Source organism: Rhizobium sp. SL42, from assembly GCF_021729845.1.
In the GTDB taxonomy this organism is placed as follows: domain Bacteria; phylum Pseudomonadota; class Alphaproteobacteria; order Rhizobiales; family Rhizobiaceae; genus Allorhizobium.
Map to the genome: position 1 here is coordinate 2,603,968 of NZ_CP063397.1, position 23,652 is coordinate 2,627,619.

Sequence of the window (23,652 nt, forward strand, 5' to 3'; positions counted from 1 at the left end):
GGGAACAGCGGTACGCTTTTGCAAATGACAATTCACCGATCGCGGACTTTGCCCCGATCGTCGCGACAATGGCTCTGAACGGGCCAGGGGGAAACGGATGGTGAGCTTGAGAAGAGCGTCGGTTGCGGACGCCGATGCCGCATTGGCTCATGATCGGCGCGCATCATTTGCGCTGCCCGGACTTCTGGTCGCGAGCGGCGCGCTGATCTGCGCCATCGTCACGCTGCCGATCCTGCTCGGGCTGACCCCGATCGAGCCGACCTCGCAGGTCCTGATCGCATCGGCTGTGGTCAATTCGCTGTTCATCGTCGGTCTGATGTTCCTGATCGGCCGCGAAGTCACCCGCCTGTTTCGTGCGCGCAACCGTGGTCGTGCCGCAGCGCGCCTCCATGTGCGCATCGTCGCGCTGTTTTCGATCATCGCGATCACCCCGGCGATCCTTGTGGCAATCTTTGCCTCCATCACCCTGAATGTCGGTCTGGATCGCTGGTTCTCACTGCGCACGCAGTCGATCGTCTCGTCGTCCATGAACGTCGCCCAGGCTTACATGATGGAGAATGCCAGCTATCTGCAGGGCCAGACCATCTCGATGGCCAATGATCTGGAGCGCAACCGGTCGCTGTTTTACCTCGATCGCACCGGCTTCGTCGAGCTTCTGACCCGCCAGGCACGGGGCCGCGGCATGCTCGGCGCGTTTCTCGTTCGAGAAGATGGTTCGGCAATCACCCAGGCCGACATCCAGACGGAAAAGCCGCTTCCGGCCATTCCGCGCGATGCGCTGCAGAGCGCGTCCGCCGGCCAGCCGACGCTGATCCCGCCCGGTGTCACCAACTTGGTCGGCGCCATCATCCAGCTCGATTCGATATCGGGAACCTTCCTTTACACCATCCGGGCGGTGGACCCGAAGGTCATGGCCGCCATGCGGCTGATGGAAGAAAATACGGCCGAATACAAGGCGATGGAGGATGGTCGGACGACCTTGCAGATCGCCTTTGCAATCCTCTATCTCGGTTTTGCCCTGATCGTGCTTCTTGCCGCCATCTGGACCGCCATTGCGGTGGCCGACCGCATCGTGCGGCCCATCCGCCTTTTGATCGGCGCTGCCGACAGCATTGCGTCCGGCAATCTCAATGTGATCGTGCCGGTCCGGGCCGCAGACGGCGACGTGGGCAGTCTTTCGCGCACCTTCAACAAGATGATCACCCAGATCCGGACCCAGCGCGACGAGATCCTCGAGGCCAAGGACGAGGTCGATGACCGTCGCCGGTTCATCGAGGCGGTATTGTCGGGCGTCACTGCCGCCGTCATCGGTGTCGAGGACGATGGTGTGATCACCATCGTCAATCCATCGGCCGAATTCTTCCTCGGCCTGTCGGCCGACCAGTTGATCGGCCAGAAGCTGGCTTTGGTCGCACCGGAGGTTGACCGCGTGCTCGCCGAAGCGGCCGTTCGCCATCGCGGCGAATATCGCGAGCAGATCAACCTGATCCGTGGCGGCAAGGAGCGGACGCTGAACGTCCAGGTCACGCGCGAGGAGACACGCGGGTCCGCCGACAGCTACGTGATTACGCTCGACGACTTCACCGATCTCGTCATCGCCCAGCGATCGTCAGCCTGGGCCGATGTCGCACGCCGTATCGCCCACGAAATCAAGAATCCGTTGACCCCGATCCAGTTGTCGGCCGAACGCCTGAAGCGTCGCTATGGCAAGCAGATAGCCGAGGACGATAAGGCGGTGTTCAACCAGTGTACCGACACGATCGTCCGCCAGGTTGAGGATATCGGCCGTATGGTCGATGAATTCTCCGCATTCGCCCGTATGCCAAAGCCGACGAAGCAGCGGACCGATCTGCGCGAGATCTTGAAGGATGCCGTCTTCCTGCGCGAGATGGGCACCACCGAGATCGATTTTCAACGCGACTTCGGCAATGAGCCGCTCGAAGGCAGCTTCGACGCCCGCATGCTGTCGCAGGCCGTCGGCAACATCGTCAAGAATGCCGTGGAAGCGATTGAGGCGGTCCCCGCCGAGGAACTCGGCACCGGCGGCAAGATCATGGTGCGCTCGTATTTTGATCGCGAGCTGGACCGCTTTGCCGTTGATGTGATCGACAACGGCCGGGGTCTGCCGGTGGAGAATCGTCACCGTATTCTCGAACCCTATATGACCATGCGCGAGAAGGGCACCGGCCTCGGTCTCGCCATCGTCAAGAAGATCATTGAAGAGCATGGCGGGCAGCTCGAGCTGCATGATGCACCGGCCGATTTTGACCGGGGCAGGGGCGCGATGATCCGCATCATCCTGCCGCGCATCGAGACTGCCGCCATGGAAAGCGATAACGACAAGGAAAAGGTCTATGGCCTCTGATATTCTGGTAGTCGATGACGAAGAGGACATTCGCGAGATTGTCTCCGGCATCCTGAGCGACGAGGGCCACGAGACGCGGACGGCGCATGATGCCGACAGCGCTCTTGCGGCGATTTCTGATCGTGCCCCGCGCCTGATTTTCCTCGATATCTGGATGCAGGGCAGCCGCCTCGACGGCCTGTCCCTGCTTGACGAGATCAAGGTGCGCCATCCCGATCTGCCGGTGGTGATGATTTCCGGTCACGGCAATATCGAAACGGCCGTATCGGCGATCAAGCGCGGTGCGTTCGATTTCATCGAAAAGCCGTTCAAGGCGGATCGCCTGATCCTGATTGCCGAGCGTGCCTTGGAAAACTCCAAGCTCAAGCGCGAGGTGTCCGATCTCAAGCGCCGCACTGGTGATGCCGTCGAGCTGATCGGAACCTCGGTCGCCGTCTCGCAGCTGCGCCAGACGATCGAGAAGGTCGCGCCGACCAATAGCCGCATCATGATTTTTGGTGCCTCAGGCTGCGGCAAGGAACTGGTTGCCCGCATGATCCACAAGCGCTCGTCCCGCGCCGGTGGACCATTTGTGTCGCTGAATGCGGCCGCTATCACCCCGGACCGCATGGAAATGGCGCTGTTCGGCACCGAAGGCACGCCGGGTCAACCGCGCCGTATCGGTGCGCTGGAAGAAGCCCATCGCGGCATTCTCTACCTCGACGAAATCGGCGAAATGCCGCGTGAGACGCAGAACAAGATATTGCGCGTCCTTGTCGATCAGCAGTTCGAGCGCGTCGGCGGCTCCAAGCGCGTCAAGGTCGACGTCCGGATCATTTCGTCCAGTGCCTATAATCTTGAGAGCATGATCGCCGAAGGCCGGTTCCGCGAAGACCTGTTCCACCGGCTTGCCGTGGTGCCGATTAAGGTGCCGGCGCTGGCCGAGCGTCGGGAGGATATTCCGTTCCTCGTCGACATGTTCATGCGCCAGATCTCCGAGCAGGCGGGTATCCGCCAGCGAAAGATCGGCGAGGATGCCATGGCCGTGCTTCAGGCGAACGATTGGCCCGGCAATATCCGGCAGTTGCGCAACAACATCGAGCGACTGATGATTCTCGCCCGTGGTGACGCGCCGGAGACCGCAATTACCGCTGAAATGTTGCCGCAGGATCTGTCCGACATGCTGCCGAAGGTATCGGCCAGCAATGACACCCATATCATGACCCTGCCTTTGCGCGAGGCGCGCGAAATGTTCGAACGCGACTATCTGATTGCCCAGATCAATCGCTTCGGTGGAAACATTTCACGGACCGCGGAATTCGTCGGCATGGAGCGCTCTGCACTCCATCGCAAACTGAAATCCCTTGGCGTATAACTGAGTCTCGCAGCGCCGGGCGATTGAGCCTGACGGCCGGGAAAGGCATTCATGAAGGTCATCATTTGTGGCGCAGGTCAGGTTGGCTACGGCATCGCCGAGCGCCTGTCCCAGGAAGACAACGATGTGTCGGTCATCGACACGTCTGCATCGCTCGTCAGCCACATCACCGAGACGCTGGACGTGCGCGGCTATGTCGGCCATGGCGCGCATCCTGACGTTCTGGCCAAGGCCGGCGCCGATCAGGCCGACATGCTGATCGCCGTCACGCTATACGATGAAATCAACATGACCGCCTGCCAGGTAGCGCATTCGCTGTTCAACGTTCCGACCAAGATCGCGCGTATCCGCTCGCAGAATTACCTGCGTCCGGAATATTCCGACCTGTTCAGCCGCGACAACTTGCCGATCGACGTGACGATCTCGCCGGAAATCGAAGTCGGCAAGATGGTCCTGCGCCGCATTTCCTTTCCAGGCGCGACGGATATCGTGCGTTTCGCGGACGATAACATTGCCATGCTGGCGATCGAATGCATGGAGGATTGTCCGGTCGTCGATACGCCGCTGCATCAACTCAGCGAGCTTTTCCCCGATCTGATGGCAACCGTCGCGGCCATTTATCGCAATGGCAAGCTGATGGTGACCCGATCCGAGGATCATCTCCTCGTCGGCGATCTGGCCTATGTCATCTGCCAGCGCGACCATGCGCGGCGCACGCTCGGGCTGTTTGGCCACGAGGAGCAGGAGGCCGCCCGCATCGTTATCGCCGGCGGCGGCAACATCGGCTATTTCGTCGCCCGCACGATCGAAGAAATGCAGCCGAAGACCCGCATCAAGATCATTGAAAGCGACCGGGAACGCGCGGTATCGGTGTCCGATCAATTGCGCGAAAGCATCGTCCTGCATGGCTCTGCGCTCGATCAGCACATTCTGCAGCAGGCTGACATTCAGGACGCTGACCTGATGATCACGCTGACCAACAACGACCAGACCAACATTCTGAGCGCCGCCATGGCCAAGCGCCTTGGCTGCAAGTCCGGCATGGCGCTGATCAACAGCCCGTCATTCCACGATCTTGCCGCATCGATCGGCATCGACGCCTATATCAATCCGCGCGCGGTGACGATTTCCCGCGTCTTGCAGCATGTGCGCAAGGGCCGCATTCTCGCGGTCTACGCGGTACAGAAGGGCACGGCCGAAGTCATCGAGGCCGAAGCGCTTGAGACGTCGCCCCTGGTCGGCCGTCCTTTCCGCGATCTCGAGCTGCCGGCCGGCCTGCGCATCGGTGCGATCTACCGCGACAAGACAGTGATCCGGCCGAATGGCGACACCAAGATCAAGGCCAAGGATCGGGTGGTGATCTTCGCGACCGCGGCTGCCGTGCGTCATGTCGAGCAGCTGTTCCGCGTCTCAATCCAGTATTTCTAACCGACAGGTTCAATATCCATGCCGAGAATAGCCTATGTGAATGGTCGCTACGTGGCACACGACGATGCTGCTGTTCATATCGAGGATCGTGGCTACCAGTTCGCCGATGGCGTTTACGAAGTCTGCGAGATCCGCCATGGCATGATCGTCGATCTGACCCGCCATCTCGACCGGCTTGATCGATCACTGGGCGAACTTCGGATGAAGAGCCCGATGAGCCGCAGGGCATTGACCCAGATCATTCGCGAGGTCGCCCGTCGCAATCGGGTGAAGAACGGCTTGTTCTATCTGCAGGTGACTCGGGGCGTTTCCCGCCGCGATCATGTCTTTCCCTCGGCCGATACCACGCCGTCGCTGGTCATCACCGCCAAGATCACCGATCCTGGTATCATTGCGGCCAAGAACGAAAAGGGTCTCAAGGCGATCACCCTGCCGGACAATCGCTGGGACCGCGTCGATATCAAGACGGTCGGGCTGCTTCCGAATGTTATGGCACGTCAGGCCGCCAAGGAGGCCGGCGCTCAGGAAGCGATCTATGTCGACGCACGTGGCATGGTGACCGAAGGGGCCGCCACCAATGTCTGGATGGTGGACGCAAACGGCGTTCTGGTCACCAGGCCGGCCGAACACGGAATTCTGCGCGGTATTACCCGCACCGGACTGATGGACGTGACCGCCCGCCTCGGCATTAAGGTTGCAGAGCGTGAATTTTCCCGCGAGGAATTGTTGTCGGCACGCGAAGTTTTCATCACGGCGGCTACCAGCATTTGTTTTCCGATCGTCGAAATCGATGGCCAAACGATCGGAAACGGTCATCCTGGATCGGTTTCCGACAAGATCCGATCCGCCTTTTTCGACGTTGCGGAGAAGACGGCGATTTGATACCAAGTTTTGCTGGTGAAGGGGCGAGGGGGCCATTTCCTGCAACCCGACCAGTGACAACAATAATCACACCGGCCAAAAGGCTGGCAAGAAAGAAAGAAGCGGCGCCATGGCGGAACGTTCTCAGAACCTGCAGGATCTTTTCCTCAACACAGTCCGTAAGCAGAAAATCTCGTTGACCATCTTCCTGATCAACGGCGTGAAGCTGACGGGTGTTGTGACGTCCTTCGACAATTTCTGCGTTCTCCTGCGTCGTGACGGGCATTCGCAGCTCGTCTACAAACACGCCATCTCGACCATCATGCCGGGCCAGCCGATGCAGATGTTCGAGAGCGAAGACAACGCTTCCGGACAGGACTGAGATCATCACAAACCGCGATACCAAGAACGAATCGATCATCCCGGAAGGCGAAAAGCGTCGGGATGACATGCGGGCGGTCGTGCTCGTGCCCGTACTCAAGCAGGGCCGCCAACAGGCTCTGCCGGAAGGCGCGCCACCCGCTCCCGGTCGTTCGAATGAAGCCCGCCTCGAAGAAGCGATGGGGCTTGCGCGCGCAATCGACCTGACGATTGCGGCCGGCATGATCGTTCCGGTCAATCAGCCGCGTCCGGCCACGTTGCTCGGCTCCGGCAAGATCGAGGAAGTGACGGCCATGCTCGACGAGCGCGACGCCGGCTTGGTCATCGTCGATCATCCGCTGACCCCGGTCCAGCAGCGCAATCTCGAAAAGGAATGGAACGCCAAGGTCATCGACCGCACCGGCCTCATTCTGGAAATTTTCGGTCGCCGCGCCTCGACCAAGGAAGGCACGCTGCAGGTCGAACTTGCCCACCTGAACTACCAGAAGGGCCGTCTGGTCCGCAGCTGGACCCACCTGGAGCGTCAGCGCGGTGGTGCGGGCTTCATGGGTGGTCCGGGTGAAACCCAGATCGAAGCCGACCGGCGCATGTTGCAGGACCGCATCGTCAAGCTCGAAAAGGAGCTTGAGCAGGTCGTGCGCACCCGCCAGCTGCACCGCGCCAAGCGACGCAAGGTTCCGCATCCGATCGTCGCACTGGTCGGCTACACCAATGCCGGCAAGTCGACCCTGTTCAACCGGATTACCGGCGCTGGCGTGTTGGCCGAAGACATGCTGTTTGCCACGCTTGATCCGACATTGCGCCGGATGAAGCTGCCACATGGCCGAACGGTCATTCTCTCCGACACCGTCGGCTTCATTTCCAATCTGCCCACCCACCTTGTCGCCGCCTTTCGCGCGACGCTGGAGGAGGTGCTGGAGGCCGATCTGATCCTGCATGTGCGCGACATGTCCGATCCGGACAACGGTGCCCAGTCCGCCGACGTGCTGCGCATTCTCGATGACCTCGGCATTGACGAGAAGGAGCGCTCCGAACGCATCATCGAGATCTGGAACAAGATCGACCGGTTGGACCCGGAGACCCATGATGCCATCCTGCAGAAGGCCGATGGCCGTGAGAATGTCATGTCCGTCTCGGCGATCACCGGTGAAGGCATCGACAAGCTTCTCGACGTCATTTCGCAGCGTCTGTCGGGAGTCCTGACCGAGGCGACGATCACGATTCCCGCCGACAAGCATGCGCTGATCTCCTGGGCCTATGAAAACGCCGTTGTCACCGGCCGCGAAGACCACGAGGACGGCTCTGTCAGCCTCGACGTGCGCCTGACCGAGAGGCAGGCCGACGAAATGGAGCGCAAGCTGGGATCCGGCCAGAAGCCGGACAAGGAAGACTGGGAGCGATAACGCTCCCGGTTCTCTGACATGCACCGGGCCGAAATGCCGGAGCTTCGCCGGAGGCGATCAAGTCCTCCGGTCGTGGATCGCATAGAACGTCAGTTCTTGCCGAATTTGTCGAAGCTGTTGTTTCGCTGAACCCGGCACCGGCACGCAAACATCAAGTGCCTCATGCTTGCTTGCCCGCCTAGTCGAGGCGACGCTCGATCTGTTTTGCCGCTTGCCAGAGTTCTTCCATACGCTCCAGCGTTGCTGCCTTCAGAGCCTCTCCATTTGCATGAAGTTCTGTTTCTATATGATTGAACCGGCGACGAAACTTTGTATTGGTTCCGCGCAGCGCCTGTTCAGGTTCGGCTCCCACATGCCTGCCGATATTGACCAGTGCGAAGATCAGGTCACCAAGCTCGTCCGAGATCTTGTCCTGCTTGCCAGCCTTCAGCGCCTCACGCAGTTCGCCGATTTCCTCCTCGACCTTGTCGAGAATGGGTTCAGCCTCGGACCAGTCGAAGCCGACTTTGGCCGCCTGTTCCTGTAGTTTCAGTGCCTCTGTGAGAGCCGGGAACGAGCGCTGCACGCCGCCGAGATGGCCTTGCTTGAAATCCTCGCTGGCGCCGTTGTTGGCCCTCCGCTCTGCGCGCTCCTGCTTCTCCTGGCGCTTGATGGCGTCCCATTGCAGCTTGACCGTCTCCGGCGTGTCTGCATCCGAGCGAGCAAACACATGCGGATGCCGGCGGATCATCTTCGTGGTGATCGCGGTGACGACGTCGCCGAAATTGAACAGCCCCGCCTCTTCGGCAATCCGGGCATGGAACACCACCTGCAGCAGAAGATCGCCGAGTTCGTCGCACAGGTCGTCCGGATCATTCCGCTCGATCGCGTCGGCGACTTCATAGGCCTCCTCGATCGTATAGGGCTTGATCGTCTCGAAGGTCTGGACGATGTCCCAGGGGCAGCCGGTCTCGGGATTGCGCAGTGCCGCCATGATGTCGAGCAGGCGGGTTATGTCGGTCGAAGCTTTCATGATCTGTTCTGCGTCTCGCTTGCTCAGTTGAGCGGAATTTCGTTGTCGCCCTTGGTGGCCTGATAGGTGTCCGATAGCCGGTCATAGGCGGCGCGGATCCGGCTCACCTGCTCGAACAGGGCCGGGCGCTCGGAATCGTTGGCCGATGCCACCATCTCGATCATCGCATGGCTGAGCCAGAAGGCGTTCTGCCGGCGATAGCCGCCCGGCTCCAACCCGAAAACCTCTTTGAGGATCTTGAGGTCGTGCGGAATCGCAAACGCATCGCGGCTGTCTTCATGGCTGAAGAAATAATAGAAATTGTCAAAACCGGCCCAGGTGATCGCCGACATGCACATGGTGCAGGGTTCATGCGTCGACAGAAAAATGAGGTCCTTGGTGTTTGGCCGCTCGCCCAGCTCATAGAAGCGCTTCAGCGTGTGAACCTCGCCGTGCCAGAGCGGGTTTTCCAACTCATTGTTCGTCTCGGCGACGACCAGCGACAGATCGGATTTGCGCAGGACGGCCGCGCCGAACACCTTGTTGCCCATGGCAACGCCTTTGGCCGTCAGCGGCAGGATGTCATTCTCGATCACGTCGAGAAGGCGTTTGGTGATGGCGAGTGTCGTCAATGTCGTATCCCCGGTCAATCTTGCCACGCGATCATATCGGTGCCGGTTGCAACCGCGAAAGCAAAATTGTTGTTCGTCTCCTGTTTTCTGCGATCTCAATCAGCGATCGTCCATGGAAAGCGCGGTTTCCTCAGCTTCCGGTGAGTTTTGCTCGCAATGGCGAAAAGCCTAGTAAAGAAATACCTGCGGGCTGTGGGGAAGGGATTTATCTTTCTTCAAATGCTGGTCGCAAAAGGTGATAGTGCAGCCCACTGGAATTGGGTTGACCATGGCAGAGAACGATTCACAGCTTTCGGTTTTTCCGGCCTTCTTCAAGGTCGAGAATGCAGTCGCCGCCGTTTTTGGTGACGGCGCGGAAGCCTATGCCAAGGTGCGGTTGCTGAAAAATACCAAGGCGCGGATCGTTGCCTACACGGTAGCGCCTGAAGCCGACTATGCGGCCTTTCTTGCCCAGCATGAAATTGTCCGGGTCGCCGGACCATTTGCCGCTGATCAGGTCGAAGGCGCAAGGCTTGTGTTTGCCGCGACAGGCAATGCAGCGCTCGACCGCGATATCGTCGCGGCCGCGCGCCTTGCCCGCATTCCGGCCAACGCGGTCGATCAGCCCGACTATTGCGACTTCTACACGCCTGCTCTGGTCAATCGCGCTCCGGTCGCAGTCGCGATCGGGACGGAGGGCGTCGGGCCTGTTTTGGCGCAGATGATTCGTGCCGATATCGACCGGCTGCTGCCGCGTTCGCTTGGCAACCTTGGCCGCCTGGCCAATTCCTACCGCAGCGCGGTCGATCGGCTGGTGCCCCGTGGTGCTCCGCGTCGCCTTTTCTGGCGTGACTTCTTCAAGGGCAAGGTCGCCGATGCGGTCGAGGCGGATGATGTCAGCCAGGCCCGCCGCGAGGCAACGCGACTGTTGCGAGCGACTGCTGCATCGAAGGTCGAGGGCCGCGTGTTCCTGGTCGGCGCCGGTCCGGGGGCCGAAGATCTGCTGACGCTGCGTGCGCACCGTTTGATGATGGAATGCGATGTGATCGTTTATGACGCCCTGGTGCCGCGTGAAGTTGTCGATATGGGCCGGCGCGATGCTGACCGTATCCCCGTCGGCAAGCGCAAGGGCTGCCATTCGAAGTCGCAGGACGAGATCAATGACTTGCTGGTCGAGCTCGGACGCGAAGGAAAGCGCGTCGTTCGGTTGAAATCCGGCGATCCGCTGATTTTCGGTCGTGCGGGGGAAGAAATGGCGGCATTGCGCCATGCCGGCATCCCCTATGAAATTGTCCCGGGTGTTACCTCGGCATTCGCTGCAGCTGCCGATTTCGAGCTGCCGCTGACCCTGCGCGGTGTATCGTCATCGCTGGTCTTCACCACCGGTCACGATCTCAATGGCGATATTCTGCCAGATTGGGCGCGCCTGGCGCTCTCGGGCACGACGGTTGCCGTCTATATGGGCCGGACGGTCGCGGCTTCCGTCGCGGAACGGCTGATGGCGGCAGGCCTCGCCGAGGATACGACGGTGGCCGTGGTCGAGAATGCCGGCCGTCGAGACAGCCGGCGCATGCATGGGACATTGAAGGAATTGCCCGGACTGGAAGCCCGCACGGAGTTGACCGGCCCGGTAATGGTAATCATCGGCGACGCTGTTGCCGGCGCCGATTTCAGCCGCTCCGAACCACTCGGTGCGCGCCAGTCTGCGGAACTTGAAAGTGTGAGGAACTGACCATGGCTGATAAAGTCTTGACCGCCAACCGGCTGAGCGACGGCATCGCTGTCTGGCTTGATGCCAGCGGCCATTGGACCGAACGTCTGCAGGATGCATTTGTCGCGCGCCATGTGGAAGCCGTCGACGCACTGGAGGTTGCCGGCAGGCAGGCATTCGCCAGCAATTTGGTTGTCGATGTCAACGTCATCGACATCGAGGAAAAGGATGGCCTGCTTCGCCCGTTGCGCCTTCGTGAACGCATTCGCGCCGAAGGCCCCACCATTGCATATGCCGAGGGTCATGGTTATGCCGACCCCGCATTCATCGCTGCCTGAGGCCTGAGGAAAGACATGTATCGTTACGACGAATTCGACCACGCCTTTGTATCGGCGCGCGTAGAGCAGTTTCGCGACCAGGTGAACCGCCGCCTGTCAGGAGAGTTGGCCGAGGACGCCTTCAAGCCGTTGCGCCTGATGAATGGCGTCTATCTGCAATTGCACGCCTACATGCTGCGCGTCGCCATTCCCTATGGCACGCTGAACTCGAAGCAGATGCGCATGCTGGCCCACATTGCCCGCAAGTATGACCGCGGCTATGGCCATTTCACCACCCGCCAGAACATCCAGTACAACTGGCCGAAGCTGTCCGACACGCCGGATATCCTGAGCGAACTCGCCAGTGTCGAGATGCACGCGATCCAGACCTCGGGAAACTGCATCCGCAATGTCACTGCCGACCATTTTGCTGGTGCCGCCGCCGACGAAGTCGCCGACCCGCGCCCCTATGCCGAGATCCTGCGCCAGTGGTCGTCTCTGCATCCCGAATTTTCCTTCCTGCCGCGCAAGTTCAAGATCGCCGTTACTGGTGCTCCGAGCGACCGTGCGGCCATCCAGGTTCACGACATCGGCCTGCATCTGAAGAAGAACGAAGCGGGCGAACTCGGATTTGCAGTCTATGTCGGTGGTGGTCAGGGCCGCACGCCTCTGATTGCAAAGAAGATCCGCGACTTCCTGCCGGAAGCCGATCTGTTGACCTATGTCACGGCGATCGTCCGCGTTTACAATCTCAATGGCCGCCGCGACAACAAGTACAAGGCGCGTATCAAGATCCTCGTGCACGAAACCGGCGCCGAGGAACTGACCCGTCAGGTCGAGGCCGAGTTCGACCAGATCCGCGACAGCGAATTGAAGCTGCCGGAGGCCGATATCCGGTCGATCGAGGCCTATTTCGCGCCGCCGGTTCTCGCCGATCGCGCTGATGGCTGGGAAGCGCTTGCCCGCGCCAAGAAGGCGGATGCCGCCTTCGCTGCCTGGGTCGGCCAGAACGTCCAACCACACACCCATCCCGATTACGGCATGGTCACGATCTCGCTGAAGCCTATCGGCGGCACGCCGGGTGACGCTTCGGACGCCCAGATGGATCTGGTTGCCGATATTGCCGAACGTTATGCCTTTGACGAGATCCGTGTCAGCCACGAGCAGAACCTGATCCTGCCGCATGTCGCCATGGGCGATCTCTATGCGGTTTATCAGGCGCTGGAAAAATCAGGCCTGGCTACAGCGAATGCCGGCCTGATCACCGACATGATTGCCTGTCCGGGCCTGGACTACTGCGCCTTGGCCAATGCTCGGTCGATCCCGGTGGCCCAGGAGATTTCGCAGCGCTTCGGCTCGCAGGCTCGCCAGGCTGAAATAGGCGAGTTGAAGATCAAGATTTCCGGCTGCATCAATGCCTGCGGTCATCACCATGTCGGTCATATCGGCCTTCTGGGGGTTGAGAAGAAGGGCGCCGAGCTCTATCAGATCACGCTCGGAGGCTCCGGTGACGAGAATTCGTCGATCGGCGAGATCATCGGCCGCGGCTTCGAGCCGGAAAAGGTGACGGACGCGGTGGAGACCATCGTCGACACCTATCTTGGCCTGCGCCTTGATCCGAAGGAGACCTTCCTTCTGGCCTATCGTCGCGTCGGCCCCAAGCCGTTCAAGGATGCCCTTTACGGCGCGACGGCAGAAGCCGCGTAAGGATGATTGAGACCATGACCAAGATTTGGAAAGAAACCGGCTTTGTCGCCAAGGATGCCTGGGTCATCGAAACAGATGAGGTGAAGGCAGGCGAGGGCGAAACGCCGATCTACGGCCTCGACGCCTTCCTTGCAGCGGCAGCCGACACGAACGAAGGCGGCTTTGGTGTTCTGGTCGCGCCTGCCGATGATGTGCGCAAGCTCGAACCTTATCTTGACCGCATCGCCCTGATTGCCATTGCCTTCCCGGCGTTCAATGACGGCCGCGGCTTCAGCCATGCGAGCCTGCTGCGCGAACGCCTCGACTATCAGGGCGAATTGCGCGCTGTGGGCGACGTGCTGATCGATCAGGTTCCTTTGATGCTGCGCACCGGTTTCGACAGTTTCGCCGTGACCAATGAGACTGCGTTGAAGCGGCTGGACGAACACTGTCTGATGGGCGTTGCCCAGCAATATCAGCCAACGGCACGGTCTTCCAAGGCGGTTGCCGGCTTTAGCTGGCGCAGGATCGGCTCGACCGGCGCTTGAAACATAACAAACAGCCTATGTATTGATGGCGATTTGACCGTGGTCAAGGACGCTGCCTTTGCTTTCAGGCATCCCATGGCTGCAAAATCTGCATGCCGGCTGAATTGTGGAATGGCGAAGTCTGCTTTATAGGCTGCCCCACGCGACCGAACGATAGGACCGACAGCCTATGAATGCTCTTGTGAAGACCGACAATGCCGAAATGATCGTGCCCGACGGCGTCTATGCCGAAACGGTGCTGAGCGTGACGCATTATACCGATCATCTGTTCCGCTTCCGGATGACCCGTCCGGCAGGCTTCCGTTTTCGTTCGGGCGAATTCGCCATGATCGGCCTGATGGTTGAGGGAAAGCCGATCTACCGGGCTTACTCCATTGCCAGCCCGTCCTGGGATGAAGAACTCGAATTCTTCTCGATCAAGGTACAGGACGGTCCGCTGACCCAGCACCTGCAGCGAATCCAGCCGGGTGACAAGGTTCTGATGCGCAAGAAGTCGACCGGCACCCTGGTGCTCGACGCGCTGACGCCGGGCAAGCGGCTTTATATGTTTTCGACCGGTACCGGGATTGCACCATTCGCCAGCCTGATCCGAGACCCGGAAACCTATGAAAAATTCGAGGAAGTCGTCCTCACCCACACCTGCCGCGATGTGGCCGAACTGAAATACGGTTTCGATCTGGTCGAGGAAATCAGGAATCATGAATTCCTGGCGGAACTCGTCGGCGATAAGTTGAAGCACTATGCGACAGTGACGCGCGAAAACTATCCGTTCATGGGCCGTATCACCGACCTGATGGAGAACGGCAAGATGTTTGCCGACCTTGGCGTGCCGGCGCTTGACCCGACGATCGACCGCGGCATGATCTGCGGGTCGACCGCCATGCTGAAGGACACCAAGGCGATCCTGGAAAAGGCGGGCCTGACCGAAGGCGCCAACAACAAGCCGGCCGAATTCGTCATCGAGCGCGCCTTCGTCGGCTGACCTCGACATATAGTCTCGACTGAAAACGCCCGGCTTGTCCGGGCGTTTTCAATGGAAGTCGTCAGTTTTCGCTGAGGTAGCCGATCAGATTGGCCGTGGCGCGTTCAGCCTCGACGCTTTTATCCTGCTGGATGGCGTGGATCACCGCGACATGCATCGCCACCGATCGATCCATCTTCTCCGCGGTCGCCGTGCTGTACCACAGCCGCCTCGAATGGGTCTGCAGCGGCGCAAGCGCGGTGGTCAGAAAACAGTTCGGGCAGGCGCTTTCGATCAGCACGTCAAATGCCTTGTCGGCCCGGAGGAAGGCATCAAAGTCGCCCTCGGCGGCCGCGGCCGTCATGGCGGTGGCGCAGTCGGCAAGGGCGGACTTGACCTCGATATTGGCGGATTCGGCTGCAAGACGCACGGCATATGGTTCGAGGCGTACGCGAACGGCCATGATCGCCCGATGATCATAGGGTTTGATCTCGGAGATCTGCAGTCCGACACGCGGACGAACCACGATCAACCCCTGCCACTCAAGCTTTTGAATCGCTTCCCTAACGGGAGTTCGCCCGAAACCCGAGGCTTCAATCAGTTCCCTTTCGCTGACCGTGGCACCCGGCTTGAGCCTTAGCATGACGATCTGCCGTTCAAGCTCCAGATAGGCGAGGTGGCTTTGCGAGGGGCTTTTGTTCTGCATGCGCGCTCCACTGATATACCAAGCTGTCGCATGGCGCAGACAGAATGGCAAGTCAGGCTGATATATCAGGCCGCCGGTCTGCGCTGGTACCGGCTGGAGCTGGTGCTATGGCACTATTCGTGCCGCAATGCCTCGATCGGGTTCAACTGTGCTGCACGTCTGGCGGGGAAATAGCCGAAGACCATGCCGATGATTGCCGAGAAGGCGAAGGCCAACAGCACGATGGACGGGCTGGCGACAAACGGGACAGACATCAGACTGACGGCCGTATAGGCAATCGTCAGCCCCAGCGCGATACCCACCACGCCGCCAAACACGGAGAGCGTCACCGCTTCGACGAGAAACTGCATCAGCACCTGGCTTTCCACGGCGCCGATCGCCAGGCGGATGCCGATCTCGCGCGTCCGTTCGGTAACCGAAACCAGCATGATATTCATGATGCCGATACCACCGACCAGCAGTGACACGGCTGCCACGGCTCCGAGCAGGCCGGTCATCAATGTTGTCGTTCCGGTCAGCGTCGCGGCCATCTGCGTCATGTCGTTGACGCTGAAATCGTCTTCGCGGCCGGAAACGATCTTGCGACGCTCCCTCAGCAACAATTCGACGCTGGCCTGGACCTTGGAGGTGGAGACGCCGTTTTCTGCCGACAACATGATGCTGGACACGTCTTGCGATCCGCCGATTCGCCGCTGGAACACCTTGAGCGGCATCATGACCACGTCGTCCTGGTCGCTACCCATGCCGCTCTGGCCTTTTTTCGACAGTGTCCCGATGATCTGGCAGGCGACATTGTCGACGCGGATCGTCTGCTCGAGCGCCGGCGTTGAGCCGAACAGTTTGGAGCGTACCGTCTCGCCGACAAGGCAGACGGCCTGTCCGCCACGTTCTTCCGAGGCAAGGAAGGTTCTGCCGGTCGCCAGCGTCCAGTCCTGTGCGACGAGATAGTCGCCAACCGTGCCGATGATCGTTGTTGCCCGGCTTTCGCCGCCGAAGATCACCGTCTGGCTGGATTGATTGACGCCGGCGACAGCCCGCAATCCGCTGACCTGGTCGCGGATCGCTTCGACGTCGCGTTCGGAGAATTTCTTGGCATCGGCGCTGGCACGGCCGGGACCGAACTGGCCGGGGCGGACAAACAGGAGATTGGTCCCGAGCTTGGAGATCTCAGACGTCACCTGCGCCGTCGTGCCATTGCCGATGGTCACCATGGCGATGACGGCTGCAACACCGATCACGACCCCGAGCACGGTCAGGAACGATCGCAGCAGGTTGCGGGTGATGGCGCGAAGCGCAAGCTTGATCGTCTCAGTGAACATCGTCCGCCACCTCCGTTGTCTTGCTGTCGGACTGCAGATGCCCGTCGAGGAAGCGCAGGGTGCGCTTGGCATAGGCCGCGATATCATCCTCATGCGTGACCATGATCACTGTGATCCCACGATCCCGGTTCAGCGACGTGATCAGGTCCATGATTTCGCGACTGGTACGGGTGTCGAGATTGCCGGTGGGTTCATCTGCCAGAAGGATTGCCGGTTTGGTGACAATGGCGCGTGCGATCGCGACGCGTTGCTGCTGTCCGCCGGACAATTCCTGCGTGGTGTGGTTCTCGCGGCCGGCAAGGCCGACCTGCGCCAGCGCCTCGAGCGCCAGCTTGCGCCTCTCCCGCGCATCCATGCCACGATAGATCAGCGGCAATTCCACATTTTCCACAGCCGAGGTACGCGCCAGCAGGTTGAATCCCTGGAAGACGAAGCCGAGCATGTGCCGGCGTAGCAAGGTGTATTGCGATCGGTCGAACCCGGTCGTTTCCAGCCCCTGGAACAGATAGTTCCCCGAGGTTGGTACGTCGAGAAAGCCGAGAATGTTCATCGCGGTGGACTTTCCAGAGCCCGAAGGCCCCATGATGGCGACGAATTCATGTGTCTCGATGGTCAAGTCGAGACTGTCCAGGGCGCGGATGGTTGCTTCGCCACGCCCATAAAGCTTGGAAATCTGGCGAAAATGAATCAGGGGAGCTGGGGCCATGGGCGTCCTCAGCCCTTCTTTTCGGTGGAATCGGTCACCAGTTGATCGCCTTCGGTTATATCGCCTTTCACCAGCACGGTGTTTTGACCATCGCTTGCGCCGATCTCGACATTGACGGCGGCAGGCACGCCATTGCGCAGGACCCAGACCGTACGTTCGCTGCCCGTTGGTTGGGCCGTGGTTAGCGACCCCATGCGCGGTGGGCGGAAAAGGCTGAATATGCCGCTGCCGCCGCCTGAGCGGGTGGCGACAGCCGGCGGCGAATAGCGCAGGGCCGCGTTGGGAACGAGCAGCGATCCGGAAATCGCCTTCACCACGATATCGGCCGTCGCGGTCATGCCCTGGCGCAGCACCATGTCTTCATTGCGCACCGACAGGATGCCCTTGTAGGTCACCACATCATTGACGGTCTCCGAAGCGTAGCGGACCGAGGTGATTTCCGCCGGAAATCGTTGATCGGGAAAGGCATCGACGGTGAATGTCGCCTTTTGTCCGACGGCCACCTGGCCGACATCCGCCTCATCGATCGACACCTGCAGCTCCATCTCCCTGAGATCGCCAGCCAGCGTGAAAAGGGTCGGGGCTTCGAGTGAGGCCGCGACGGTCGCGCCGGGATCGACGTCCCGTGCGAGAACGATACCGTCGATCGGCGAGACGATGGTCGCCTTGCTCAGCGAAAGCTTCGACTGCTCGAGCGTGGCTTCGGCGGACAGAACATTGGCTTCCGCGCTCGCCTTGGTCGCCACCGCGGCCTCATAGCTGAAGAGCGCCGAATCGAGATCCTGCTGGCTCGATACGCGGCTGGTCACCAGCGCCTTCAACCGGTCGAGGCTTGCCTTGGCAGACAGCCGGTCGGCTTCGGCCTTGGAAACACTGGCTTTTGCAGCCGCAAGCGCTGCTTCCGAGCCTTTCAGTTCCGCGGTCAGCTTTGCGGTATCGAGCCGTGCCAGCACTTCGCCCTTGGTCACCTGGGTGTTTTCCGCGACCAACACCTCGCGGATGGTGCCCGACTGCTCGCTCGATACGTCAACCTGTACCGTCGGCTCGACCGAACCCGTGGCGGTGACCATGACGGTGAGATCGCCCTTTTTCACTTCGGCCGTGGCATAGGTATAGGACGCCGTGCGCGTCGTCAGCGCATAGATGCCATAGGCAGTGCCGGCGACAAGCATCAGTGTCACGATCCTGAGGACCCAGCGAGGTTTCTTTCCCCGCGGTGCACCGATCAGTGCCTTCAGCTCATCTGCGTTCAGGCCGGGTTCTTTGGAACTGCTGTCTGTGTCTGTCGTCACGAAGGCACCATTGTCATGTTGTTATGCAGAGAAGTTGCCGGTTCCGGCGATTGCCATCTTGATTGAAATCAATTGCCGGGCGGCCTGCCGCCAGTGGTTGCGGTTTTTCCACGGATCGCGGCAAAACCCCAGTGAATATTTGGTAAGAATCGGACGCTGGTGGTTTGCGCTGATCTGCTTGTATTCACATGAAAATGCTGAGGATGAAGGTCGCGGCAAGGGCGATGCCGACAATGCCGAAAAAGGCGATTATGCCCATTTCTGCCAAGGTCGGATCCTTGCGCATGCGGCGCAGGGTGCGCTCCAGCCGTGCATCCTCCTGGCGCAGGACCATCTGCGTATCGGCAAGCTCGATAACCGCCGAAATCACCTGCTCGACGTCCCATCCCGCCCTGACACCCCGATTGACCATGTCCAGAAAGGCATCCTCCATCGCTTCCTGACACTCGATCGGGTGTTCGGGATCTGATCGATCGGTTTTCGGCGAGCGGATAGGAGCCATGGATTTGGACTTCGTGGGCAAAGGGACGCAAAGTGTCTGCGGTTCGAAACACAGTGATCGACCTACACGGCCACGGCGGCGGGGTCCAGCGGTGAAACGGGGATGCGGCTTGCCGAACGCAACAGCCTGCCGTCGTCATTGCAATGACGCGATTGAAAATGTTGGTTTTATGATCGGCATGGAAAATCTGGGAAGTGGTGAGAGGCGTGGGACTCGAACCCACGACCAGCGCATTAAAAGTGCGCTGCTCTACCAGCTGAGCTAGCCTCTCACACCATTTCCATCGCGCGGCATGTCGACTGAAGACCTGCTTGGAGCAGTTTGAAAGTCGGTGCTCAACCAGCTGAGCCACGCTCTTCCAGGCAGGGTTTGTGCCCCGGCTTTGGAAGTGCGCGGAACATAGGCAGGCGACTCCATCCGGTCAACCGGAAAAATGCGTTCTCCGCAATGAAAAAGTCCTTTTGTCGCAACGAACGCAAAGGTGATTGGCAAGGCCCCATTCTGGCGGATAGGAAAGGCGCCAATCCGTTTGGCAAATTACATTCACTGTGGAGCTGCGTGTGTCGATCGCCGAGATTTCTTTCGTCAGCGCGCTTCTGGCGGGAGCTCTGTCCTTTCTTTCGCCCTGCGTTCTGCCTCTGGTGCCGCCCTATCTCTGTTATATGGCCGGTATTTCCGTCGATCAGTTCCGGGCCGGCGAAGAGACGCAGAATGCCGCCGCCCGCCGGACCGTTTTCCTGACGTCGCTCGTCTTCACGCTTGGTTTTGCGACCGTCTTCGTCGCTCTCGGGGCAGGCGCCTCGACAATTGGCGGCCTGTTGCGCCAGCACCTCGACCTGCTCGCCAAGATCGGCGGCGCGATCATCATCATCATGGGGCTGAATTTCCTCGGCGTTTTCCGCCTTGGCTTCCTGTCGTCGGAAATGCGATTCGCCGGCGGCGGCAAGCCGGCAACGCTGTCGGGCGCCTATGTCATGGGCCTTGCCTTTGCCTTCGGCTGGACGCCGTGCATTGGTCCGGTTCTCGGGGCTATCCTCGGCGTGGCCGCCTCCAAGCAGACGGTTGGCGACGGCGCGCTGCTGCTTGCCATCTATTCCCTCGGTCTCGCGGTGCCGTTCTGGATTGCAGCGGGTTTCTCCGGTGCCTTCATGCGTTTCCTGGCCCGGTTCCGCCGCCATCTCGGCCTTGTGGAGAAGGCCATGGGTGGATTGCTGGTGGCGACCGGTCTTGCCTTCATCTTCGGCTACATCTCCGACATGGCGATCTGGTTCCAGCAGACCTTTCCAATCCTGTCGCAAATCGGCTAAGTCCCGATAGCGCGCATGTCCGCTCGGCGCGGCAGGCGCGGCTTGGGCCGCGATAGGAAGAGAGCTTTGCCGATGGCTGACATTGTCGCGCTGGTGCTGCCGTTTTTCGGGCTGATCCTGATCGGCTACGTTTCCGGCAGGATTGCCGACCACTCCGCCGGTGCGCTCGGCTGGCTGAATTTTTTCGTGATCTATGTCACATTGCCGGCACTGTTCTTCAAGCTGGTCTCGCGCACGCCCATCGAAGAACTGACACGCGTTGATTTCATCGCCGCGGCGCTGGCCTCGACCTATACGATTTTCCTGCTGGTCTTTGCCATAGGCCGATATATCCGCGGCAATACGATCGCCGAATGCACCGTGCAGGCGCTAGCCGGGTGTTATGGCAATATCGGCTACATGGGCCCCGGCCTCGCTCTGCTTGCCTTTGGCGAGAAGGCCGCCGTTCCGGTGGCACTGGTCTTCTGCTTCGAAAATGCAGCGCATTTCATCGCGGCCCCGGCGCTGATGGCCTTTGCCGGCGGCGACCGACGCCCACCCTTGCAACTGGCGCTGGACGTGGCGCGCAAGATCGCCACGCATCCCTTCATCATCGCCACGCTGATCGGCTTTCTTGCCGCGGCCTTCGCCTTTGAACCGCCCGTCGCGCTACAGCGCCTGATCGACTATCTGGCGCAGGCGGCTGCGCCCTGTGCGCTCTTTGCCATGGGCGTCACCTTGGCGCTGCGGCCGCTCAAGCGCATCCCGGTCGAGATCGGCTATATCGTGCCAATCAAGCTCGTGCTGCATCCGATTCTGGTCTATATCGTCTTGAGCTTCGTCGGTAATTTCGACCCGCTTTGGCTCTATACGGCGATCCTGCTTGCCTCGCTGCCGACCGCTACCAATGTCTTCGTCATCGGCCAGCAATATGGCATCTGGCAGGAGCGTGCCTCGGCGACAATCCTGATCACCACGGTCATCTCGGTATTTTCCGTGTCCTCGCTGCTGTTTGCCATCAAGAGCGGCGTCTTACCGCCGGATCTTTTCCCGTAACACCTGCGGCAAGCTTTTCAGCCCGCGGCCGGGTGCCACACCTTCCTGCATCACCAGATTGCGCAGTGGCGCAAAGCTTGCCAGCACCTGCAGGCCTGCCGCGCGCATCATCTGCACCGGCAGCAGCCCCGAAAGCAGCGAGCGGTTCAAAAGGTCGACGCTGACGGTGCGGCTGGAAATATCGAGCCGCCGTTTGCGGTCGAAGCGATCGCCGGCTGAGGATGTGATCTGATCGCCGCGGCGGTCGATCAGGATGTCTTCAAGTGCTGCGATATCACGAAGACTGAGATTGAGCCCCTGTGCACCGATCGGCGGGAAGGCATGACCTGCTTCGCCGATAAAGGCGGCGCGACCGCGTCCGTAGTGGTTGGCCGTCATGCCCGACAGCGGCCACGCCTGTACGCCGTCCTCGACGGTCACCTTTCCGAGCAGCGACTGCATCCGGCTTTCCACCTCGCCCGACAGACGTGCCGGATCGAGTTCGATCAGTCGTTCAGCTTCTGCAGGTGCAACAACCCAGACTAGGCTGGAGCGCATGCCGGGCAGGGGGACTTGGGTAAACGGACCCGATTCCGTGTGGAATTCCGTCGAGGTATTCTGGTGCGGCAGCGTATGGGCGAAATTCAGCACCACCGCTGTCTGGGGATAGGACCAGGTCTTCACCCCGACACCCGCGCTGTCGCGGGTTTTTGATTGACGTCCATCGGCGCCGATGACGAAGTCCGCCGTGAGGATCTCGTCGTTCGGGAGCCGGATGGTGACAAGGTCCTCAGCAATCTCGATCGAACCGGCAGCAACCGAAAAGCGCTCGATCAATGGTTCCGTCGCGACGGCCTGCGAAAGCGCGGTAACCAGCGCGGCATTCGGAATGTTGAAGCCGAAGGCCGGCAGGTCGATTTCGGCGCTGCGAAAGGCAACCGTCGGTGCGCGCAGCAGCCGTTTTGTCCCGTCGATGATCTGCATCGTCGACAGTGCTGCCGCTTTGGTTCGCAACTCGTTCCAGAGGCCGAGCCGCTCCATCATTTCCAGCGATTGATGCATCAGGGCGGTGGTGCGCCGGTCGGAACCATCCGGCTGCGGGCCGATCAGCGCCACGCGCCGACCGCCGCGTGCCATGGCGATGGCTGAAATCTGGCCGGCGGGGCCGGCACCGATGATGGCGATATCGTAGTGCTTCATGATCTTTGCGTCCAATGCGGCATTCTGGTCTGCTATTTATGCACCCCGGCCAGGAAAATCCATGGGCCGATTTGGCGCAGCCCCGGCCCGTTGCTTCATCCCCCGTCGATCCTTTGTTTTTGCGGTAAAACCGGTCGCGGTTTCGCTCCTCTGTTGCAAATGACAGGAATTCATCGGATACCGTGGGCACCGGACGGCTTATAGCTTGGAGCAGGGATGAAGATCTTCAACTACAAACGGGTTCCCTACGCGGAAATCCGCGCGTTCTCGGTCCACATCCTGACCGCATCAGGGTCGTTCCTGGCTTTTTTAGGCGTGGTTGCAGCGGCTGAACATCGCTTCGTCGATATGTTCTGGTGGCTCGGTCTGGCGCTTTTGGTCGATGGTATCGACGGCCCGATCGCCCGCAAGGTGCGTGTCAAGGAAGTCCTGCCCAACTGGTCAGGCGATACGCTCGACAATATCATCGACTACGTCACCTATGTTTTGCTCCCGGCATTTGCGCTTTATCAGAGCGGCATGATCGGTGAGCCCTGGTCCTTCGTCGCCGCAGGCCTGATCGTCGTCTCGAGTGCCATATACTACGCCGACATGGGCATGAAGACGGATGAGTATTTCTTCTCCGGTTTTCCCGTGGTCTGGAACATGTTGGTCTTCACGCTCTTCGTCATCGATGCCAGTGCGACAACCGCGCTTGTCGCGGTCTTGGTCTCGGTCGTCCTGACCTTCCTGCCGATCCATTTCCTGCATCCCGTCCGCGTCAAGCGGCTGCGTGGGCTCAATATGGCGGTCTTCCTGCTATGGTGCGCCTTTGGCGGATATGCCCTCCTGCTGCATTTCGACACGCCTTACTGGGTGGTTGCGGGAACCGTGGTGACGGGCCTTTATTTGTATCTCATCGGGGGAATCCTGCAGTTTTTCCCGAGCCTTGGCCGCACCGCTCACTGACCCGGTAACCTTGCCTGCGCAAAACCAAAAAAAACTCCTGC

The 23,652-nt window shown here is 60.3% G+C and carries 22 protein-coding genes and 1 tRNA gene; 14 read left to right on the top strand and 9 right to left on the bottom strand.

Features of this window, described 5'->3' with window-relative positions; genetic code table 11:
- Positions 1–97 precede the first annotated feature (97 nt).
- The 6 genes from IM739_RS12335 to hflX all read left to right on the top strand — a co-directional run bounded on the left by IM739_RS12335 (position 98) and on the right by hflX (position 7,792).
- A complete protein-coding gene (locus IM739_RS12335) occupies positions 98–2,365 on the top strand; it encodes a sensor histidine kinase NtrY-like (RefSeq protein WP_237368025.1) in 2,268 nt (755 codons plus the stop codon).
- On the top strand, positions 2,355–3,719 hold the full coding sequence (gene ntrX, locus IM739_RS12340; protein ID WP_237368026.1) for a nitrogen assimilation response regulator NtrX: 1,365 nt from the start codon (positions 2,355–2,357) through the stop codon (positions 3,717–3,719). The genes IM739_RS12335 and ntrX overlap by 11 nt, the downstream gene beginning before the upstream one ends.
- 51 nt (positions 3,720–3,770) lie before the next feature.
- Positions 3,771–5,147, top strand: coding sequence for a Trk system potassium transporter TrkA (gene trkA, locus IM739_RS12345; RefSeq protein WP_237368027.1), 1,377 nt, complete (start codon positions 3,771–3,773; stop codon positions 5,145–5,147).
- An 18-nt stretch (positions 5,148–5,165) separates the two neighbouring features.
- Positions 5,166–6,029, top strand: a complete 864-nt coding sequence (locus IM739_RS12350; protein WP_237368028.1) for a D-amino-acid transaminase — start codon at positions 5,166–5,168, stop codon at positions 6,027–6,029.
- Between the two features lie 109 nt (positions 6,030–6,138).
- Positions 6,139–6,390: an RNA chaperone Hfq gene (gene hfq, locus IM739_RS12355; protein WP_007604043.1), complete on the top strand. Its 252-nt coding sequence runs from the start codon at positions 6,139–6,141 to the stop codon at positions 6,388–6,390.
- Between the two features lie 67 nt (positions 6,391–6,457).
- Complete coding sequence (hflX, locus tag IM739_RS12360; RefSeq protein WP_237368029.1) at positions 6,458–7,792, top strand: GTPase HflX; 1,335 nt, start codon at positions 6,458–6,460, stop codon at positions 7,790–7,792.
- A 178-nt stretch (positions 7,793–7,970) separates the two neighbouring features.
- Here hflX and mazG read toward each other — a convergent pair whose 3' ends face one another.
- The gene (mazG, locus tag IM739_RS12365; protein ID WP_237368030.1) at positions 7,971–8,804 is read right to left on the bottom strand and encodes a nucleoside triphosphate pyrophosphohydrolase; all 834 of its coding nucleotides are present in this window, start codon (positions 8,802–8,804) and stop codon (positions 7,971–7,973) included.
- Between the two features lie 23 nt (positions 8,805–8,827).
- Positions 8,828–9,415 carry a deaminase gene (locus IM739_RS12370; protein WP_237368031.1) on the bottom strand — a complete coding sequence of 196 codons (588 nt, stop codon included), beginning with the start codon at positions 9,413–9,415 and terminating at the stop codon, positions 8,828–8,830.
- A 268-nt stretch (positions 9,416–9,683) separates the two neighbouring features.
- On the opposite strand from IM739_RS12370, the gene cysG reads away from it, so the two are divergent.
- From cysG to IM739_RS12395, 5 genes are all read left to right on the top strand, one after another.
- Positions 9,684–11,126: a siroheme synthase CysG gene (cysG, locus tag IM739_RS12375; RefSeq protein ID WP_237368032.1), complete on the top strand. Its 1,443-nt coding sequence runs from the start codon at positions 9,684–9,686 to the stop codon at positions 11,124–11,126.
- A 2-nt stretch (positions 11,127–11,128) separates the two neighbouring features.
- Positions 11,129–11,443, top strand: coding sequence for a DUF2849 domain-containing protein (locus IM739_RS12380; RefSeq protein ID WP_237368033.1), 315 nt, complete (start codon positions 11,129–11,131; stop codon positions 11,441–11,443).
- Between the two features lie 15 nt (positions 11,444–11,458).
- Positions 11,459–13,129 carry a nitrite/sulfite reductase gene (locus IM739_RS12385; protein ID WP_237368034.1) on the top strand — a complete coding sequence of 557 codons (1,671 nt, stop codon included), beginning with the start codon at positions 11,459–11,461 and terminating at the stop codon, positions 13,127–13,129.
- 14 nt (positions 13,130–13,143) lie between these two features.
- Positions 13,144–13,656 (top strand): DUF934 domain-containing protein, encoded by a 513-nt coding sequence (locus IM739_RS12390; RefSeq protein ID WP_237368035.1) that lies wholly within the window; start codon positions 13,144–13,146, stop codon positions 13,654–13,656.
- Between the two features lie 169 nt (positions 13,657–13,825).
- Positions 13,826–14,638 (top strand): ferredoxin--NADP reductase, encoded by an 813-nt coding sequence (locus tag IM739_RS12395; protein ID WP_237368036.1) that lies wholly within the window; start codon positions 13,826–13,828, stop codon positions 14,636–14,638.
- A gap of 61 nt (positions 14,639–14,699) precedes the next feature.
- Here the strand turns inward: IM739_RS12395 and IM739_RS12400 are convergent, their stop codons facing one another.
- The 6 genes from IM739_RS12400 to IM739_RS12425 form a co-directional block, all read right to left on the bottom strand.
- Positions 14,700–15,323 carry a GntR family transcriptional regulator gene (locus tag IM739_RS12400; protein WP_237368037.1) on the bottom strand — a complete coding sequence of 208 codons (624 nt, stop codon included), beginning with the start codon at positions 15,321–15,323 and terminating at the stop codon, positions 14,700–14,702.
- A gap of 113 nt (positions 15,324–15,436) precedes the next feature.
- Positions 15,437–16,642, bottom strand: coding sequence for an ABC transporter permease (locus tag IM739_RS12405; RefSeq protein ID WP_237368038.1), 1,206 nt, complete (start codon positions 16,640–16,642; stop codon positions 15,437–15,439).
- Positions 16,632–17,348 carry an ABC transporter ATP-binding protein gene (locus tag IM739_RS12410; RefSeq protein ID WP_237368039.1) on the bottom strand — a complete coding sequence of 239 codons (717 nt, stop codon included), beginning with the start codon at positions 17,346–17,348 and terminating at the stop codon, positions 16,632–16,634. Before IM739_RS12410 ends, IM739_RS12405 begins: the two co-directional genes overlap by 11 nt.
- An 8-nt stretch (positions 17,349–17,356) precedes the next feature.
- Positions 17,357–18,640, bottom strand: coding sequence for an efflux RND transporter periplasmic adaptor subunit (locus tag IM739_RS12415; protein ID WP_237368040.1), 1,284 nt, complete (start codon positions 18,638–18,640; stop codon positions 17,357–17,359).
- A gap of 184 nt (positions 18,641–18,824) precedes the next feature.
- Positions 18,825–19,142, bottom strand: a complete 318-nt coding sequence (locus IM739_RS12420; RefSeq protein WP_237368041.1) for a hypothetical protein — start codon at positions 19,140–19,142, stop codon at positions 18,825–18,827.
- Positions 19,143–19,337: 195 nt separating this feature from the next.
- A tRNA-Lys gene (locus tag IM739_RS12425) sits at positions 19,338–19,413 on the bottom strand.
- A gap of 289 nt (positions 19,414–19,702) precedes the next feature.
- Here IM739_RS12425 and IM739_RS12430 point away from each other — a divergent pair.
- Both IM739_RS12430 and IM739_RS12435 read left to right on the top strand, forming a co-directional pair.
- The gene (locus IM739_RS12430; protein ID WP_237368042.1) at positions 19,703–20,449 is read left to right on the top strand and encodes a cytochrome c biogenesis CcdA family protein; all 747 of its coding nucleotides are present in this window, start codon (positions 19,703–19,705) and stop codon (positions 20,447–20,449) included.
- Positions 20,450–20,521: 72 nt separating this feature from the next.
- Complete coding sequence (locus tag IM739_RS12435; RefSeq protein WP_237368043.1) at positions 20,522–21,484, top strand: AEC family transporter; 963 nt, start codon at positions 20,522–20,524, stop codon at positions 21,482–21,484.
- On the opposite strand, the gene IM739_RS12440 is transcribed toward IM739_RS12435, so the two are convergent.
- Complete coding sequence (locus tag IM739_RS12440) at positions 21,461–22,663, bottom strand: UbiH/UbiF family hydroxylase (protein WP_237368044.1); 1,203 nt, start codon at positions 22,661–22,663, stop codon at positions 21,461–21,463. The genes IM739_RS12435 and IM739_RS12440 overlap by 24 nt on opposite strands.
- 216 nt (positions 22,664–22,879) lie before the next feature.
- On the opposite strand from IM739_RS12440, the gene pcsA reads away from it, so the two are divergent.
- The gene (gene pcsA / locus IM739_RS12445; RefSeq protein WP_237368045.1) at positions 22,880–23,611 is read left to right on the top strand and encodes a phosphatidylcholine synthase; all 732 of its coding nucleotides are present in this window, start codon (positions 22,880–22,882) and stop codon (positions 23,609–23,611) included.
- Positions 23,612–23,652: the final 41 nt, after the last annotated feature.